The organism is Streptomyces sp. DSM 40868 (genome assembly GCF_011820545.1).
Lineage (GTDB): Bacteria > Actinomycetota > Actinomycetes > Streptomycetales > Streptomycetaceae > Streptomyces > Streptomyces eurythermus.
In genome coordinates this window covers 5,728,153-5,744,548 of record NZ_CP050504.1, presented here as the reverse complement: position 1 = coordinate 5,744,548, position 16,396 = coordinate 5,728,153, and the positions used below count along the sequence as shown (strand labels likewise).

Below are 16,396 nucleotides of genomic sequence, written 5' to 3'. Positions count from 1 at the left end.
ATGACGACCTCTCGGGATGACGAGTCGGAACCAGGTCGAGTTGATCCAGGGGTGATCGAGAGTCGATCAAGGGTTGATCAACGTTTTTCTCGACGGTGAAGCGAGGATTCTCGACGGGTGAGACATGTGGACGAGGAGTGAGACGACTGCGGACAGACGTCGGTCCCGGCGTCGGGTCGTCGGAAAATCCGTGACACGGTCACGGAGACAAGGGGTGAACAGTCGCGACGCGAACGCCAGGGAGGCGGCGTCAGCGACAGTGGATGTCGGCCACGCAGAGTGCGGTCACGCCGATGAGCGCCAGCTCGATGGCGGCGCTAGCGGAGACGGCATGACGGGACCACATGCGCAGCAATATGGATGACCATACGCGCTTATGTCAATGTGACATAAGCGCCGCAAGTCAACTCCCCGGATACGGCCAGGCGTTGGCCCGGCAGTGGATCCCGTCGTGGTCCAGGAACTTGGTCTGCTGCTGCATCACCGGCGCCAGTTCACCGTCCTTCTGGCAGGTGACGTGTCCGTGGCCGAGCCGGTGGCCGACCTCATGGTTGATCAACATTTGCCGGTACGCATGGATCCGGTCACCGTATGTCGTGCTTCCTTGAGCCCACCGGTACGCATTGATCATGACGCGTTCGGTCGCGGCCGAGTCACAGGAAACGTTGTCCTCGGTCGTGTCCAGCCCCGACTTGGCACACCACTTGGCGGTGGTGCCGGGGCTGGCCAGCGTGATCACGAAGTCGGGCGTGCCGGAGGACACGCGCTCGAAGGTGCGGGCACCGCCGTGGGCCCAGCTGCGCGGGTCGTTGAGCGTCTTCTGCACGGCCTCGGCGAACAGCGCGCCGTCCAGCCCCAGACCCTGCTCGACATCGACGCGGTAGCGGTACTTCTGCCCGGTGCCGGGCGCTTTGTCGAACCCGGGCACGACATCGAACTTTCCCGGTCCGCTCAGCGTGGCGCCGAGCGGATACGTACGGCTCATCTTCTGGTCGTACGTCAGCGGCGCCGCGCTCGGCACGGCGGAGGGCGCCGAGTCGCCGGCGGTCCGGGTGTCGTGGGCGTGGTCGGTGGCGGACCGCGACCGTACGTCGCCGTCGTCCCGCGCCTTGGTCACCTGGCCGGCGACCATCACCGCGAGCACGGTGGTGACGGCGGCCGCCGCGATGCCCGTGAAGGTCCGCCCCTTGCCGCCGCGCGGTGCGGGCACACCGGTACCGGACGCCTGCGGCGCCCCGGCCGGCTGTCCGGTTGTACGGGGCGCGGAACCGGTGCCGTTGCCAGTACTGGTACCGGTGCCGGACGCGGAGCCGCCCGTGTTCTCGGTCCCGGCACCGCTCGGACCGGCGCCCCGGCCGTCGCCGGCGCCGTCGAACGCTTCGAGGTACTCCTGCCGGGGACCCGCCCCGGAGCCGCGCCGCGCCCCGGGCGACTCCCCTCGCCGCTGCCGGGGCAGCACCACACCGGGCCCGCCGGCCCCGGCCGGACGGCCGCCCAACTCGCCCCAGCCGCCTCCGGCTTCCCGCTGCTCGGGGTGCCCGCCCCGCGCGGAACCGTCCTCGGGAAAACGCGGCACACCTCGTGCAGGGGTGCCCTCGACGATCCCGGGCGCGCCGTGCGCGGAAGCACCCGCGGAGAACCCGGGCGCGCCCTGCGCAGGGGTACCGGCAGGGAACCCGGGCGCGCCCTCCGCACGCCTGCGTGCACCCGTGGCCGGAGTGGCCTCGGGCCGCCCCGGAGCCCCCGGCCCGGGCATGCCGTCGGCCGGTGCCCCGGGGACGGCGTGCTGTCCGCCGTCGGCACGGTTGCCGTGTCTGCCGGTGCGTTCCGGTGTTATGTCCGTCGTCTCGGTCCTGGGGGCCGGTCCGCGGCGGCTGTGGCGTCCCACCCTGGCCTTCAGCTCCTCGCGTCCGGGGCGGTGCCGTCGGCGCCGGCCGGCTGCGCGAGCAGCTCACGGAACGCGCCGGCGACCACGTCGGGGTACTCCATCATCGCCACGTGCCCGGCGTCCGGCAGGGTCACCAGCCGGGAGTGGCGGAAGGCACGGGCGGCCTTGGCGGCCATGCGGAAGCCGACGAGCTGGTCCCGGCCGCCGTAGACCAGCAGGGTGGGGGCCAGCACCCGTTCGGCCTGGCGCCACAGCCCGTGCTGTCCGCCGAGCGTGTAGGCGTTGACGATGCCGCGCGCCGAGCGGGCCATCGCGTCCCAGAAGTACGGCAGTCGCAACCGCCGTTCCAGCTCCTCCACGGCGTGCTGGAACGCCTCCGGCGTCACCCGGCCGGGGTCGCCGTAGCACAGCCCCATGACCCCGCGCACCCGCTGCTCGGCGGTCCACTCCTTGGTGAGCCGGGTGAACAGGGCGGCGATCCCGGGCACGCCGAGCAGTCCGGTCGGCACCGCAGTGCGCTGGATGCGCAGCTCGGGCAGGGCGGGCGAGACGAGCGTGAGCGTGCGGACGAGGTCGGGGCGCACGGCGGCCACGCGGGTGGCGACCGCACCGCCGAGCGAGTTGCCGAAGAGGTGCACCGGGCCGCGGCCGGCCGCGTCGAGATAGCGGATGACCGCGCGCGCGTGTCCGGTGACGGAGTAGTCGCCGTCGTCCGGGGGCGGGGAATCGCCGAAGCCCGGCAGATCGACCGCCTCGCCGTCCACAACGTCGGCCAGCTCGGCCATCAGCGACGACCAGTTCTGCGAGGAACCGCCGAGCCCGTGGACGTACAGCGCGGGCGGCAGGCCCTCGCGCGCGGCCCGGCGGGAACGGATCGTCAGCGTGACGCCGGGCAGGCCCACGGACCGCAGTCGCTCGCCCTCACCGACCCGGACGGGCGCCACTCGGGGAAGAACACTGGCGGCCGGCACGGACGGCGACTCGGTCGAAGACATGCGGCAATGTTACGAGGTGATCACGTCCGGATTCATGTGTTCGCCATCACAGACTGAATCGTATCCGGACGGAAAACCGACAGCGGACGGGCCTGACGGCATGGCGTCCGGATCAGCAGTCTCCTAGGCTCGTACAGAGGGCACCCGCGTGTGGCCCCTGCTGTTTCCAGGGACGTTCGTAGGAAGGGAGCCCACCATGGCCTATGACCCCACAGAGCCCGACGCGATCGAGGACATCGACGAGCTGGAGGCCGAGGCGGCCGCGGAGTTCGGCGTCGAGGCGCCCGAAGGGGACGCCGCGGAGCAGCACACGGACATCGCGCCGGAACGCGACGACCCGCTGACGGGCCTGGACCCGGACCGTGGGAACGAGGCCGACCTCATGGAGCAGGCACGCGTCGTCGCGCTCGACGAGGACGACTACCGCTGACCTCGCGGGACCCCGGCCGACCGCCTCGGAGCGCCGCACGGCTTTCGCCGTCGTCCGGTACATGAAATTCTGCGCTCGCACCGCGCACACCACGATTACCGAAAAGTACGATGGCCGCGCGGCCGAGACCGCATGTGGACGACTTTGGGAGGCGGCGTGACAGCCATCGAGCAAACTGAGGCGGCACGCCCGCGCGGCACCCGTCTGCCGCGCCGAGCCCGGCGGAACCAGCTGCTGGGCGCCGCTCAGGAGGTTTTCGTCGCGCAGGGCTACCACGCGGCGGCGATGGACGACATCGCCGAGCGGGCCGGGGTGAGCAAGCCGGTGCTCTACCAGCACTTCCCCGGCAAGCTCGACCTGTACCTCGCGCTGCTGGACCAGCACTGCGAGTCGCTGATCCAGGCCGTGCGCGGCGCGCTGGCGTCGACCACCGACAACAAGCAGCGCGTCCGGGCGACCATGGACGCCTACTTCGCCTATGTGGAGGACGACGGCGGGGCCTTCCGGCTGGTCTTCGAGTCCGACCTGACCAACGAGCCCGCGGTGCGCGAACGCGTGGACAAGGTCACCAACGAGTGCGCCGAGGCGATCTGCGACGTGATCGCCGAGGACACCGGCCTGTCGCGCGCCGAGTCCATGCTGCTGGCCTCCGGCCTCGGCGGGCTCGCCCAGGTGGTCGCCCGCTCCTGGCTGCACAGCGACCGCAGCGTCCCGCGCGACCAGGCGGTGCAGCTGCTGGCCTCGCTGGCCTGGCGGGGCATCGCCGGCTTCCCGCTGCACGGCACCGAGCACCACTGAGGGCGCCCCTTCGGGGTTCTTCCGGGTTCTTCCAGGTCCGGTCCCGGTTTGTTCCCGCCCGGTGTTCGCTCCTGGCGTTCCGTCCCGCGGCGTGCGGATCCCCTCACCGGGCTAATGTGTGCTGGGTACGGCGCGGTTGATCGCGCACATCACTGACCGTCGGAGGGACATAGCCGTGGAGGTCAAGATCGGCGTGCAGCACGCGCCCCGCGAGATCGTTCTGGAGAGCGGTCAGAGCGTCGAGGAAGTCGAGGCCATCGTGGCCGAGGCGCTGGCCGGCAAGACGGGGCTGCTCAGCCTCCAGGACGAGAAGGGCCGCAAGGTCCTGGTGCCGACGGACCGGCTGGCGTACGTGGAGATCGGCGAGCCGACCGTGCGCAAGGTGGGTTTCGGCGCGCTCTGAACGGAAGGCTTCGCGCTCCGCGCCGAAGCAGTCGAAAGGGCCCGGCGGCCGTGTGCCGCCGGGCCCTTTCGCATGGTCCGTACACACACATCCGCACAGGGATCCGTACACACATACGGAGCACAACTTCTCCACAGCCGAGGATTGCAATCCGCAGGTCACGGGTATGACGGGCTACGACCGTCGAGCCGGACCGGCCGTGGGAGGGACCCCGACATGATCTTCGAAGCACTCGGCTCCGCCGTGCTCGGTCTGATCCTCGCGTGGGCGGGGGCGCACCGGCTCGCCCACCGGCTGCCGGCCCGCCCGCTGGTGTACTCGACAGGCGTCGCCGGAGCCCTGTTCGGCGACTTCGTCACCCGTACCGCCCTGGGGCCCGGCACCGCTCTGCTCAGCCTGCTGGGCGCCGCGGTCATCTCGGTGGCGTCGCTGTCGCTGCTGCTGCGCCCGGCGGGCCGCCTGCGCCGGCGATCAGCTCCGGCCTGAGGATTCCGGCACCCCGGTGCCCGGGCCACGGGCCCAGGGCCCTACCGGGGCTCATTCGGCTCAGGCCGCGAGGCCCAGCGCGGCCATCCGCTTCGTGTGCGCCTCGGTGATCCGGGAGAACATCCGGCCGACCTCGGCGAGGTCGAAGCCGTCGGCCACGCCCCCCACGAGCATCGTGGACAGCGCGTCCCGCTCGGCGACCACCCGCTGCGACTGCGACAGGGCCTCGCCCATCAGCCGCCGCGCCCACAGCGCCAGCCGGCCGCCCACCCGCGGGTCGGCGTCGATGGCGGCCCGCACCTTCTCCACCGCGAAGTCGGCGTGCCCGGTGTCGTCCAGCACGGCGAGCACCAGCTCACGCGTGTCGGAGTCGAGGCGCGCGGCGACCTCCCGGTAGAAGTCGCTGGCGATCGAGTCGCCGACGTACGCCTTGACCAGGCCCTCCAGCCAGTCCGAGGGCGCGGTCTGCCGGTGGAAGCCGTCGAGCGCGGCCACGAACGGGTCCATGGCGGCCGTCGGTTCCTCGCCGATCCCCGTCAGCCGGTCCCGCAGCCGCTCGAAGTGGTGGAACTCGGCCGAGGCCATCTTCGCCAGCTCCGCCTTGTCCGCGAGGGTCGGCGCCAGCTTGGCGTCCTCCGCGAGCCGCTCGAACGCCGCCAGCTCTCCGTAGGCGAGCGCGCCGAGCAGGTCCACGACGGCGGCGCGGTACTGCGGGTCGGCGGACGCCTGCGCCCAGTCCTGGGCGGCGACACCGGTGGGGCCGGAAGGTGCGGCGGACGCGTTCTCAGGCTTGTCAGAGCTAGTCATGAGGCGCACAATAGCCCGCTCGGCGGCTCGCTCAAGCCCTCGGCCGATCACTGTGAAACCACGGCCGATCGATGTGACGACCACTACGTGACCGAATCGGCCATCGCATGTGCGTCGATCCGGGGTATGGTGGTAATGCGCCTGCTGAGTGCGTCGACGGTGTTCGACGTGTCCCGACAGGCCGCACGCATGAGGATGCCCGGTCGGTGGCCCGATCGGCTCCGACCCGACAGCTCTCCACGACCGTACGGCTCAGACCGTACGACAACGGGAGAGACCCTCAGCGGTACGAGCGCTAGAGCGTCGGCAGAGGTCCCGTGTCTTACGGCTTGCCCGAGTGGTTCGTCCGTACGGCAGCCGACGTCCCCGGCACGGTCAGACATGACCCCCCGCGCTCGCCTCGCACCGCACACACAGAAGAGGCAGCACCCTGACTACGACGTTCCGAGACCTCGGGATCCTTCCCGAGACCGCCGAAGCGCTGGAAGCCGTCGGCATCATCAACCCCTTCCCCATCCAGGAGATGACGCTCCCCGTAGCCCTGTCCGGCACGGACGTCATCGGCCAGGCCAAGACCGGCACCGGCAAGACGCTGGGCTTCGGCCTTCCGCTCCTCGAGCGCGTCACCGTCCCCGCCGACGTCGAGGCCGGGCGCGCCACCCCCGAAGACCTCACCGACGCCCCGCAGGCCCTCGTCGTCGTCCCCACGCGCGAGCTGTGCACCCAGGTCACCAACGACCTGCTGACGGCGGGCAAGGCCCGTAACGTCCGCGTGCTCGCGATCTACGGCGGCCGGGCGTACGAACCGCAGGTCGAGGCCCTGAAGAAGGGCGTCGACGTGGTCGTCGGCACCCCGGGCCGGCTGCTGGACCTCGCGGGCCAGAAGAAGCTGGACCTCAAGCACGTCAAGTGCCTGGTCCTCGACGAGGCCGACGAGATGCTCGACCTGGGCTTCCTGCCCGACGTCGAGAAGATCATCGACATGCTGCCCGCCAAGCGCCAGACCATGCTGTTCTCGGCGACCATGCCGGGCGCGGTCATCGGCCTCGCACGCCGCTACATGTCCCGGCCCACGCACATCCGTGCCACCGCGCCGGACGACGAGGGCGCCACGGTCGCGAACATCAAGCAGTTCGTCTACCGCGCGCACAACATGGACAAGCCGGAGATGGTCGCCCGCATCCTGCAGGCCGAGGGCCGCGGACTGGCGATGATCTTCTGCCGCACCAAGCGGACGGCCGCCGACATCGCCGAGCAGCTCCAGCGGCGCGGGTTCGCCTCCGGCGCGGTCCACGGCGACCTCGGCCAGGGCGCCCGCGAGCAGGCGCTGCGCGCCTTCCGCAACGGCAAGGTCGACGTTCTCGTCTGCACCGACGTCGCCGCGCGCGGCATCGACGTCGAGGGTGTCACCCACGTCATCAACTACCAGTCCCCCGAGGACGAGAAGACCTACCTGCACCGCGTCGGCCGTACGGGCCGGGCGGGCGCCAAGGGTACGGCGATCACGTTCGTCGACTGGGACGACATCCCGCGCTGGCAGCTGATCAACAAGGCGCTGGAGCTGGACTTCCACGAGCCGGTGGAGACGTACTCCAGCTCCCCGCACCTCTTCACCGACCTGGGCATCCCCGAGGGCACCAAGGGCATCCTGCCGCGCTCCGAGCGGACCCGTGCCGGTCTGGACGCGGAGGAGCTGGAGGACCTGGGCGAGACCGGTGGGCGGGGCGCGCGCGGCCGTGGCCGCGGTGGCCGTGCCCAGGCTGCCGAGCCCGAGCGTGCCCGGTCGGCAGAGCGCGAGCGTCCGGCCCGTACGCCGCGCCGGCGCCGCCGTACGCGCGGCGGAGCGCCGGTGGACGCGGCCCCCGCCGCGTCGGCCCCGACCGCCGAGGTCGCCGGGACGGAGGAGGCCCCGGCCGCCACCCGTACCCCGCGCCGGCGTCGCCGCACGCGCGGCGGAGCGGCCGCGCAGCCGGTGACGGCCGCGACGGCGACCACGACGGCAACGACGGCCGAGGAAGCTCCCGCCGTCGAGCCGGTGGCCCCGGTGGAGGCTCCCGCCGCCGTGGAGGAGGCGCCGGAGAAGCCGCGCCGCCGCCGCACGCGCAAGTCGACGGCGAGCGAGCCGGTGACGACGGAGACCGCGGAGGCTACGGCCCCGGCGGCCGAGCCCGTGATCGCGGCCGCCCCGGTGACGGAGCCCGTGACCGAGCCCGTGACCGCTGCCGCTCCGGCGGCCGAGGCCGCGCCGGCGACGGAGACCAAGCCGCGCCGCCGCACGCGGAAGACGGCCGAGCCGGCCCCCGAGGTGGAGGCGGCCGAGGCCACGGAGGAGCCCAAGCCTCGTCGCCGCACCCGCAAGACCGCGGAGCCGGCCACGCCCGACGCCCCCGAGGCGGAGGCGGAGACCAAGCCGCGCCGGACGCGGAAGACGGCGGCCGCTGCCGAGGCCCCCGAGGCCGAGGCCAAGCCGCGCCGCACCCGCAAGACCGCGGCTGCTGCCGAGGCTCCCGCGGACGCCGCCGAAGGCACGGAGACGAAGCCGCGCCGGACCCGGAAGACCGCGGTTGCCGCAGAGGCCCCCGAGGCCGAAGCGGAGACGAAGCCGCGCCGGACCCGGAAGACCGCGGCCGCGGCACCGGAAGCCGCCGAGGCCGAGATCGAGGCCAAGCCGCGCCGGACCCGCAAGGCCGCCACCACGGCACCGGAAACCGCCGAGGCCGAGGCGGAGGTCAAGCCGAAGCGCACCCGCAAGACCGCCGCGACCGCGCCGGAGGCCGCCGAGGCCGAGGCCGAGGCCAAGCCCCGCCGCACCCGGAAGACCGTGGCTGCGGCACCGGAAACCGCCGAGGCGGAGGCCGAGGCCAAGCCGCGCCGGACCCGCAAGGCCGCAGTCGCCGCAGAAGCCCCCGAGGCCGAAGCGGAGACCAAGCCCCGCCGCACCCGGAAGACCGCGGCTGCGGCACCGGAGGCCGCCGAGGCGGAGGCCGAGGCCAAGCCGCGCCGGACCCGCAAGGCCGCAGTCGCCGCAGAAGCCCCCAAGGCCGAAGCGGAGACCAAGCCCCGCCGCACCCGCAAGACCGCCGCTGCCACCGAAGCCGGTGACGGTGACGGTGAAGCGGTAGCCGCTCCGAAGGCGCGGCGGGCCCGTAAGGCCACCGCCGCCGAGGCGGCTGCTCCGGAGATTCCGGCGCAGTCCACCGAGGAGCCGGAGGTCAAGCCGCGGCGCCGGACCCGCAAGGCGGCGGAGCCCGCTGCCGAGGCGGCCGGTGAGAGCGCCGGGACGACGACGCCCAAGCCGCGCCGGACCCGTAAGGCCACGGCTGCCGCGGAGGCTCCCGAGGCCTGAGCCGGCGCCGCACGCGCGGCGACGGCAGGGCATCAGCTCCGGTCCGATGGCCGGGTCCACGACAGTGGACCCGGCCATCGGCGTCTCCGCCCGAGCCCGGGCCCCGCCGGCCACCCCGCCCCCTTCTCACGGCAGAGCCCGGCGCCCGGGCCCGCGGCCTGGCGGCCCGAACCCACGCGCGCCCTTCCCGCCGCCTCCCGATAGCCTCTGCCCATGAGCAGGCCCGCCACCTTCGTCCCGCCCCCCGGTGCCCGCGCCTACCCCCTTCGGACGGCGCGCGGGGAGTTCGCCGTGGTCGACGCCCCGGTGGCCGACGGTGTCGAACCCAAGGGGATCGCACTGCTGCTGCCGGGATTCACCGGCAGCAAGGAGGACTTCAATCCGCTGCACGTGCCGCTGGCCGAGCGCGGCTACCGGACCGTCGCCGTCGACGGCCGGGGCCAGTTCGAGTCGGACGGCCCGGTGACGGACGAGTCGGCCTACGCGCAGGAGGAGCTGGCGCGGGACGTCCTCGCGCAGGCGGAGGCGATCGGCGGCCCGGTACATCTGCTGGGCCACTCCCTGGGCGGCCAGATCGCGCGCGCGGCCGTGCTGCTGGACCGCTCGCCCTTTCTGTCGCTCACCCTGATGGCCTCGGGCCCGGCACAGATCTCGGCGCCCCAGCAGGAGCGCGTGAAGCTGCTCCGGGACGCGCTCGCGGTGCTCGGCATGGCCGAGGTGTGGGAGGCGCTCCAGGCGATGGAGCCGCCGGAGGAGACGGAGGCGCCGGCGCTCGACGCCGGGCTGGACGACCGGGCCGATCTGCGGCGCCGCTGGCTGGGCACCAAGCCCGCCCAACTGCTGGCCACCGGGCGCCAGTTGTGCACGGAACCGGACCGGGTCGCCGAGCTGGCGGCCGTGCCGCTGCCATTCCATGTGCTGTCGGGCGCGCGGGACGACACCTGGCCGCTGCCGCTCCTGGACGACATGGCCGTACGGCTGAGGGCCCGGCGCACGGTCGTCGAGGGCGCCGAGCACTCCCCGAACACCGACCGGCCCCTGGAGACGGCCCGGGCGCTCGCCGGCTTCTGGGACGACACCGCGGACGCCCGCCGGAACCGGGCATAGGGCCTGTCCGGCGCCGGCCTAGTACTGGGTCCGCAGGTGTTCCCAGAACCCGTCCCTGAGCGCGCGGCGCAGCTCCGCCTGGCCGCGCAGGGAGTACTGGAGCAGTTCCTCGGCCTCGACCAGCAGCTCCTGGTCGACGGAACCGGGCAGATAGGGGTGGCCGGGGAACAGTTCCACGAGGGCTTCGCGGCCCCGGGAGACGAGCCACTTGGCCGCGATCTGGGCGCCGACGAAGCGAACGTCCTCGCGGGTGGGGCGGGCGGTGCCGGTGGCGTCGTACGCGGCGGCCGTGCGCCGGGCGACGTACGGCTTGAAGAAGTCGAGGTCGAAGGTGCGCTGGCTGTCGACCTCCCAGAGCAGCGGTTCGGCCTGGTTGCGGCCCTCCGGTGCCTCGATGCCCCAGAGGTGGACGCGGGCGCCGTAGCCCTGGGCCGCCTCGACCGCCGAGACCAGGTCCTCGTCACCGCCCAGGAGGGCCGCGTCGCTGATCGCGCGGTGCCTCGCCAGTGACTCCAGGTCCGTGCGGATCAGCGAGTCGACGCCCTTCTGCTGGTTGTTGGCGTTGAGGTTGCCGAGGCGGACCTTGACGTCGGGCAGCTCGGCGATGACCTGCTGTTCGGCGGTGTGTATACGACGCCGGGCGCCGTCGTACCAGTAGACGCGCAGCAGCCGGCTGTCCGCGAAGATCATCCGGGCCCGGTCGATCAGCGCCTCGATCAGGCCCTCGGCGTCCAGGTCGAAGGCGCGGCGGTCCTCGGTTCCGGCGACCAGCCGGCCGACGGCGGCGTACAGATAGCCGGCGTCCACGAAGATGGCGTGGGTCGAGGGCGTCTTCGCCACCTCGGCGAGCATGCGCTCCAGCAGCTCGTTCGTGCGGTCGATGCGGGCCTCGAGGGCGGCGGCCAGGTCGTCGTTCATTGTCTTCATTGTCCCGGTGGTCACAGTGCGAACACAACCGGTCCCGGTCGGTCCCTTCCGTTCTGCTTACCGGTCAGTTATTAGTCGTTCGAAAAATTTCTTTAGCGTAGGGAATGTTCGTAACAAACGGAGCGTTGACTAGGTACGACACCGGGAGCACCGGCAGTCACACCAGTAGTTCTCCGTAGGAGGATGACCAGACGAAGGGAGAAGCCCATGCGCTTCGAAATCATGCGACTCGACGAGGTCGACGGCACCGCCGTGGACAGCACCGTCGTGGACGCCGCCTCCGTCAACCGGATCGTTCAGCAGGCCGCCGCCATCGGGCAGCGCCTGTGGATCCGCCCGGCCGAGACCCAGGCCTCGTAGCCCGCGCGCGGGCGTCAGCCACTCAAGCTTTCCGGGGGAGCCGAGCCGACGAGGGTCAGCTCCCCCGGATCACCTGAGTGACACCGTTGATGATCTGCTGGACGGCGATCGCGGAGAGCATCATGCCCGCGAGCCGCGTCACCAGCACGACGCCGCCGTCCTTGATGACCCGGATGATCAGCAGCGAGTAGCGCATCACGAGCCACAGCACGACGTGGATCGCGAGGATCGCGGACCACACCGAGACCTGCGTGGTCACGCTGTCGGCCTTCTGCACGGCCAGGATCACGGACACGATCGCGCCGGGCCCCGCCAGCAGCGGCATGCCCAGCGGCACAAGGGCCACGTTGACGTCCTTGGTCTGCTTCGGCTCATCCGTCTTGCCGGTGAGCAGGTCCAGTGCGATCAGCAGGAGCAGCAGTCCGCCCGCGATCATCAGCGCGGGCACGGAGACGTGCAGGTAGTTCAGGATCTGGTGGCCCAGGACGCCGAAGACGGCGATGACCCCGCCCGCCACACAGACGGCCTGGAAGGCCATCCGCTTCTGCACCTTGGCCGGCCGTCCGGCGGTCAGGGCGAGGAAGATCGGGGTGATCCCAGGGGGATCCATGATGACAAAAAGGGTCAGGAACAGAGAGCCGAAGACGGCGATGTCGAACATGAGGGAAGTGCAGGCCTTGCGGAAAGAGGAAGTACGGGCGTGAAGGGGTACGGCGGACCGGCCCCGGAGGGCCTCAGGCTCCGCCGGCGCCCGGCACCGGGAACGCGCCCGTCGCCCGCCGGGTGATCTCCCCGTACACCTCGGGGTCGGTCGTGTACGCGCCCAGCGTCACGGTCTTGCGGCTGCCGTGGTAGTCCGAGGAGCCCGTGACCAGCAGGCCCAGCTCCTTCGCCAGGCCGCGCAGCCGGGCCCGGGCGTCGGCGTCGTGGTCCATGTGGTCGACCTCGATGCCGTCCAGTCCGGCCTCCGCCAGCTGGGCGATGCGGGAGTCCGGCACGGTGCGGCCCCGCTTGGCCGCGGCCGGGTGGGCGAACACACAGACCCCGCCCGCGGCCTTGACCAGCCGGATCGCCTCGAAGGGGTCGGTCTCGTGCTTCTCCACGAAGGCCCGCCCGCCGTCGGCCAGCCACTCCTCGGTGAACGCGTCGCTCACCGTGGGCACGACCCCCAGCTCCACCATGGCGCTGGCGATGTGCGGGCGCCCGACGGAGCCGCCGGCGGCGATCCGCTCGACCTGCTCCCAGGTGACCGGCACGCCCAGCATGTTGAGGCGGGCGATCATGCCCTTGGCCCGCGGCACCCGGTCGTCCCGAACCAGCTCCCGCTCGGCGAGCAGGGCGGGGTCCTCGGGGTCGAAGAGGTACGCCAGCAGATGCATCGAGATGCCGTCGATCCGGCAGGACAGCTCGGCACCGGTGACCAGGGTCAGCCCCTCGGGCAGCGCGGCGAGGGCCTCGCCGTGGCCCCGGGTGGTGTCGTGATCGGTCAGCGCGACGACGTCCAGTCCGGCCGCGGCGGCATTCCGCACCAGCTCGGCCGGGGTGTCCGTACCGTCGGAGGCCGTGGAGTGGCAGTGCAGATCAATGCGCACGACGACTCCAGACAGACAGACGCAAGGGACACGGACACCTAAGGATACCGACGTTTCCACCCTCGCCTGTCACACCCGAACCCACGGAGCAACCTTTACGCGAGCGCCCCGAAAGGGGGGCGGGAACTGCGCGAGAAACCACGGACACCCCGCAGCCGCCCGCACAACAGAACCCGGCACCCCGGTGGGCGCTACGGCCGGAGCAAGCGCGGCGACAACGCTCCGCACGGCACCAGGTCTATCTCCGCCCCCGCGTCCCGCAGATCCGTCAGCACCAGTTCGTCGTACATGAGCAGCCCGGACTGCTCGGGCCAGATCACCGCCCACAGCCACATGCCGAGCGCCTCCCCGGCGAAGACGGCACGGTCGTCGGGGGTGCGGTAGACATGCCAGAGCGGGGTCGGGCGGCCGGCGGCCAGCACCTTGGTCTGCGGCGGCTTCTCCACGTTCATGTACGAGCCGGGGTCCGGGCCGTCGATGCCGGCGTAGCGCGCGCCGAGGCCGACGCCCAGTTCCTCGGCGATCAGGATCAGCTCGCCGGGGCCGCCGAGCGGTCCCGGACCGGAGCAGGCCACCGCGGTCGCGCGGCCGCCGCTGCGGTCGTCCCCGGCGTACGCCACGCCGGTGAACAGCCAGCCGACCGGCAGCGGCCACGGCATCCACACCGGTACCTGGGTGCGGTGCACGACGACGTTGAGCGCCTCGACGCTGGGCGGGATCACGGGCTGCAGCGGATACACCGTGCCGTGCACATCGCACTGCCACGCATCGGCGAAGAGTCCGGGAGCCCTGACCCGGCCACCGCATCTCGGGCAACTGGGTTCGCCCCTCATAGGGCTCCACGGTCCTACCCCCGACCGCCCACGTCAAGGATGATCACCCGTCCGGACGGAAGAGCCGACCATATGCCCGACCGTGAGGCTCACCATGCCGAGATAGGTGCATCTTGCATTAATTAGGTGCGCTAACTTACTATGTGTATAACCCAACTACCTAGTGAGGATGGGAGAAGCACATGGACCCCCTAGACGCGGGTGCCGGCGGCATCCTGCGGCAGCCCAAGGCGGTCTGGGCCACGGCCGGCGCCTCCGTCGTCGCCTTCATGGGCATCGGCCTCGTCGACCCGATCCTGCCGTCGATCGCCCGGGGCCTGGACGCCACCCCCAGCCAGGTGTCCCTGCTCTTCACCTCGTACTTCCTGATCACGGCCGTGGCGATGCTGCTGACCGGCTTCGTCTCCAGCCGGATCGGCGGGAAGCGGACCCTGCTGCTCGGCCTCGCGTTCGTGGTGGTGTTCGCCGGTCTGGCCGGCACCTCCGGCTCGGTCGGCCAGCTCGTGGGCTACCGGGCCGGCTGGGGCCTCGGCAACGCGCTGTTCGTCTCCACCGCCCTCGCGGTCATCGTCGGCGCGGCGGCCGGCGGCAGCGCGGCGGCGATCCTGCTCTACGAGTCCGCGCTCGGCCTCGGCATGGCCTGCGGCCCGCTGCTCGGCGCGGTCCTCGGCAACGCCAGCTGGCGGTACCCGTTCTTCGGCACGGCCACGCTGATGGCGATCGGCTTCCTGTGCATCGCCGCGTTCCTGAGGGAACAGCCCAGGCCGGCCCGCAAGACCTCGGTCCTGGACCCGCTCAAGGCGCTCGGCCACGGCGGTCTGGCCTCGGCGGCGGTCTCCGCGTTCTTCTACAACTACACGTTCTTCACCGTGCTGGCCTTCACGCCGTTCGTGCTGGACATGACGCCGTACCGGTCGGGCGCGGTGTTCTTCGCCTGGGGACTGCTGCTCGCCGTCTTCTCGGTGATCGTGGCCCCGCGCATGCAGGAGCGGTTCGGCTCGCTGAGGGTGCTCGGCGGCTCGCTGGTGCTGCTCGCGGCGGACGTGCTCGTGCTCGGCTACGGCAACCACACCACGGCCGTCGTCTGCACGATCCTGTCGGGCGCGTTCATCGGCGTGAACAACACCGTCTACACCGAGCTGGCCCTGGGCGTGTCGGACGCCCCGCGCCCGGTGGCGAGCGCGGGCTACAACTTCGTGCGCTGGTTCGCCGCCGCCGCGGCGCCCTACTTCGCGCCCAAGATCGAGGAGTGGACCGACATCCACATCCCGTTCGTGGTGGCGGCCGTCACGGCGGTGCTGGGCGCGCTCGTGGTCCTCGTCCGGCGCCGGGCCCTCGTTCACGAAGCGGAGGAGCTCCAGCCGGGGCACGCGACTAAGGACGGCGTCGGGGTCTTCGCCAACTGACCGGATCCGGCCTTGCGTTGGTGAGATCGATCACTCCCGGCGGCCGTGGCGGGTCAGTCCAGCGGGACGGATTTCCGGGCCGGGTCCCTGAGGTCCGTCCCGTTCGCCAGCCAGCGCTCCTGGAGGGCCTGGGCGCCGTGCACCCGCTTCCAGGCGGCCTCGTTCGGGGTCATCGGCAGCAGCGGCAGGAACCGTACGGGATCCAGCGGGACGTCCAGTTCCAGGTCCTCGACCAGTCCGCCGGGCTCGCCCACCAGCACCGAGGTGAAGGGAGCGCCGGGCCACAGCGGCTCGCCCACGTCCAGGGAGGCACCGGGTGCCACCACCAGGCCCTCCACCTGCGGGCTCGCGGCCAGGACGGCGAGCGGGCGGAGCAGCTTGTCGGTGTCGGCGAGGCCCGCGCGGACGGACAGCACCAGTTCGGCGCGGGGCCCCTTCACCGGGTCGGCGAGCACCGCCGTCGGGTCCGTCATGGGCTGCCGGGACATCCCGAGGGTGGCGTACCGGACGACGTCCCCCTCGTGGAAGCGGAGCACCTCGATGCGGTCCGTGCCGAGGAAGGTGACGGCGGCGCGCGCGTCCGGCTCGCCCAGCGCGGTGGTCAACCGGGCCTCGACCAGAGGAAGAACATCAGCCATGCGGCGAGCATAGAACTCGTCAGTAGCGGGCAAAGCGGCGCCTTGACAGTATCGGCGGCTGGTACTCTGAGCCGGGGTTCGGGGCGACACGCGGAAGCGTCGTTGTCAAGTCCCGACACCGTTGAGACTCCCTTACGAGGGACCGGCCGGAGGAGGTGGGGCTGCCATGGATCGAAGTCGACCGTGCAGTACCACTCGCTCTTCCGGCCGCTGAATCCAGGTACCGGCTGGCCGCCGTCTTCCTTTGCGCGTCGTCGTTCGGAAGAGCATCTCGTTTCGCTTTGCCTGATCTGTCTGATCTGAATCAGTTCTGCATCGGCAGTGAAGCCGCCACCGCGACGGTGCGGTGCTCCCCGCTTTGTGGACGTGCCCCACACGCA

General features: G+C 71.8%; 17 protein-coding genes. 8 read left to right on the top strand and 9 right to left on the bottom strand.

Going from position 1 to position 16,396, the window contains the following annotated elements:
- Positions 1–250: 250 nt before the first annotated feature.
- Genes HB370_RS42720 through HB370_RS26265 form a run of 3 tightly spaced genes read right to left on the bottom strand, consistent with a single transcriptional unit; the run spans position 251 to position 2,883 of the window.
- Positions 251–346 carry an Ms4533A family Cys-rich leader peptide gene (locus HB370_RS42720; protein WP_342450990.1) on the bottom strand — a complete coding sequence of 32 codons (96 nt, stop codon included), beginning with the start codon at positions 344–346 and terminating at the stop codon, positions 251–253.
- A 57-nt stretch (positions 347–403) separates the two neighbouring features.
- Entirely contained in the window at positions 404–1,888 is a 1,485-nt protein-coding gene (locus tag HB370_RS26270) for a DUF3152 domain-containing protein (RefSeq protein ID WP_167513027.1), read from the bottom strand.
- A gap of 8 nt (positions 1,889–1,896) precedes the next feature.
- The gene (locus HB370_RS26265) at positions 1,897–2,883 is read right to left on the bottom strand and encodes an alpha/beta hydrolase (protein ID WP_051816012.1); all 987 of its coding nucleotides are present in this window, start codon (positions 2,881–2,883) and stop codon (positions 1,897–1,899) included.
- A gap of 196 nt (positions 2,884–3,079) precedes the next feature.
- Between HB370_RS26265 and HB370_RS26260 the strand changes: the two genes are divergently transcribed.
- The 4 genes from HB370_RS26260 to HB370_RS26245 all read left to right on the top strand — a co-directional run bounded on the left by HB370_RS26260 (position 3,080) and on the right by HB370_RS26245 (position 5,000).
- Complete coding sequence (locus tag HB370_RS26260) at positions 3,080–3,313, top strand: hypothetical protein (RefSeq protein WP_030787894.1); 234 nt, start codon at positions 3,080–3,082, stop codon at positions 3,311–3,313.
- 156 nt (positions 3,314–3,469) lie between these two features.
- A complete protein-coding gene (locus HB370_RS26255) occupies positions 3,470–4,111 on the top strand; it encodes a TetR/AcrR family transcriptional regulator (protein ID WP_030787897.1) in 642 nt (213 codons plus the stop codon).
- 175 nt (positions 4,112–4,286) lie between these two features.
- Entirely contained in the window at positions 4,287–4,514 is a 228-nt protein-coding gene (locus tag HB370_RS26250; RefSeq protein ID WP_030787899.1) for a DUF3107 domain-containing protein, read from the top strand.
- 216 nt (positions 4,515–4,730) lie between these two features.
- Entirely contained in the window at positions 4,731–5,000 is a 270-nt protein-coding gene (locus HB370_RS26245; protein WP_030787901.1) for a hypothetical protein, read from the top strand.
- A 60-nt stretch (positions 5,001–5,060) separates the two neighbouring features.
- Here HB370_RS26245 and HB370_RS26240 read toward each other — a convergent pair whose 3' ends face one another.
- Entirely contained in the window at positions 5,061–5,807 is a 747-nt protein-coding gene (locus tag HB370_RS26240; RefSeq protein ID WP_030787904.1) for a ferritin-like fold-containing protein, read from the bottom strand.
- 523 nt (positions 5,808–6,330) lie between these two features.
- Between HB370_RS26240 and HB370_RS26230 the strand changes: the two genes are divergently transcribed.
- Together HB370_RS26230 and HB370_RS26225 are read left to right on the top strand one after the other, a co-directional pair.
- Positions 6,331–9,153, top strand: coding sequence for a DEAD/DEAH box helicase (locus HB370_RS26230; protein WP_030787907.1), 2,823 nt, complete (start codon positions 6,331–6,333; stop codon positions 9,151–9,153).
- 213 nt (positions 9,154–9,366) lie between these two features.
- A complete protein-coding gene (locus HB370_RS26225; protein ID WP_030787910.1) occupies positions 9,367–10,260 on the top strand; it encodes an alpha/beta hydrolase in 894 nt (297 codons plus the stop codon).
- A gap of 18 nt (positions 10,261–10,278) precedes the next feature.
- On the opposite strand, the gene HB370_RS26220 is transcribed toward HB370_RS26225, so the two are convergent.
- Positions 10,279–11,187: an NYN domain-containing protein gene (locus tag HB370_RS26220; RefSeq protein WP_030787913.1), complete on the bottom strand. Its 909-nt coding sequence runs from the start codon at positions 11,185–11,187 to the stop codon at positions 10,279–10,281.
- A gap of 207 nt (positions 11,188–11,394) precedes the next feature.
- On the opposite strand from HB370_RS26220, the gene HB370_RS26215 reads away from it, so the two are divergent.
- Complete coding sequence (locus HB370_RS26215; protein WP_167345759.1) at positions 11,395–11,547, top strand: hypothetical protein; 153 nt, start codon at positions 11,395–11,397, stop codon at positions 11,545–11,547.
- 55 nt (positions 11,548–11,602) lie between these two features.
- Here HB370_RS26215 and HB370_RS26210 read toward each other — a convergent pair whose 3' ends face one another.
- The 3 genes from HB370_RS26210 to HB370_RS26200 all read right to left on the bottom strand — a co-directional run bounded on the left by HB370_RS26210 (position 11,603) and on the right by HB370_RS26200 (position 13,972).
- A complete protein-coding gene (locus HB370_RS26210) occupies positions 11,603–12,208 on the bottom strand; it encodes a MarC family protein (RefSeq protein WP_030787915.1) in 606 nt (201 codons plus the stop codon).
- A gap of 73 nt (positions 12,209–12,281) precedes the next feature.
- A complete protein-coding gene (locus HB370_RS26205; RefSeq protein ID WP_030787917.1) occupies positions 12,282–13,139 on the bottom strand; it encodes a PHP domain-containing protein in 858 nt (285 codons plus the stop codon).
- A gap of 191 nt (positions 13,140–13,330) precedes the next feature.
- Positions 13,331–13,972: a DUF6758 family protein gene (locus HB370_RS26200; RefSeq protein WP_030614772.1), complete on the bottom strand. Its 642-nt coding sequence runs from the start codon at positions 13,970–13,972 to the stop codon at positions 13,331–13,333.
- 182 nt (positions 13,973–14,154) lie between these two features.
- Here HB370_RS26200 and HB370_RS26195 point away from each other — a divergent pair, with 182 nt between their 5' ends.
- On the top strand, positions 14,155–15,378 hold the full coding sequence (locus tag HB370_RS26195) for an MFS transporter (protein ID WP_030787919.1): 1,224 nt from the start codon (positions 14,155–14,157) through the stop codon (positions 15,376–15,378).
- A 53-nt stretch (positions 15,379–15,431) separates the two neighbouring features.
- Here the strand turns inward: HB370_RS26195 and HB370_RS26190 are convergent, their stop codons facing one another.
- Positions 15,432–16,016, bottom strand: a complete 585-nt coding sequence (locus tag HB370_RS26190; protein WP_030787921.1) for a suppressor of fused domain protein — start codon at positions 16,014–16,016, stop codon at positions 15,432–15,434.
- Positions 16,017–16,396: the final 380 nt, after the last annotated feature.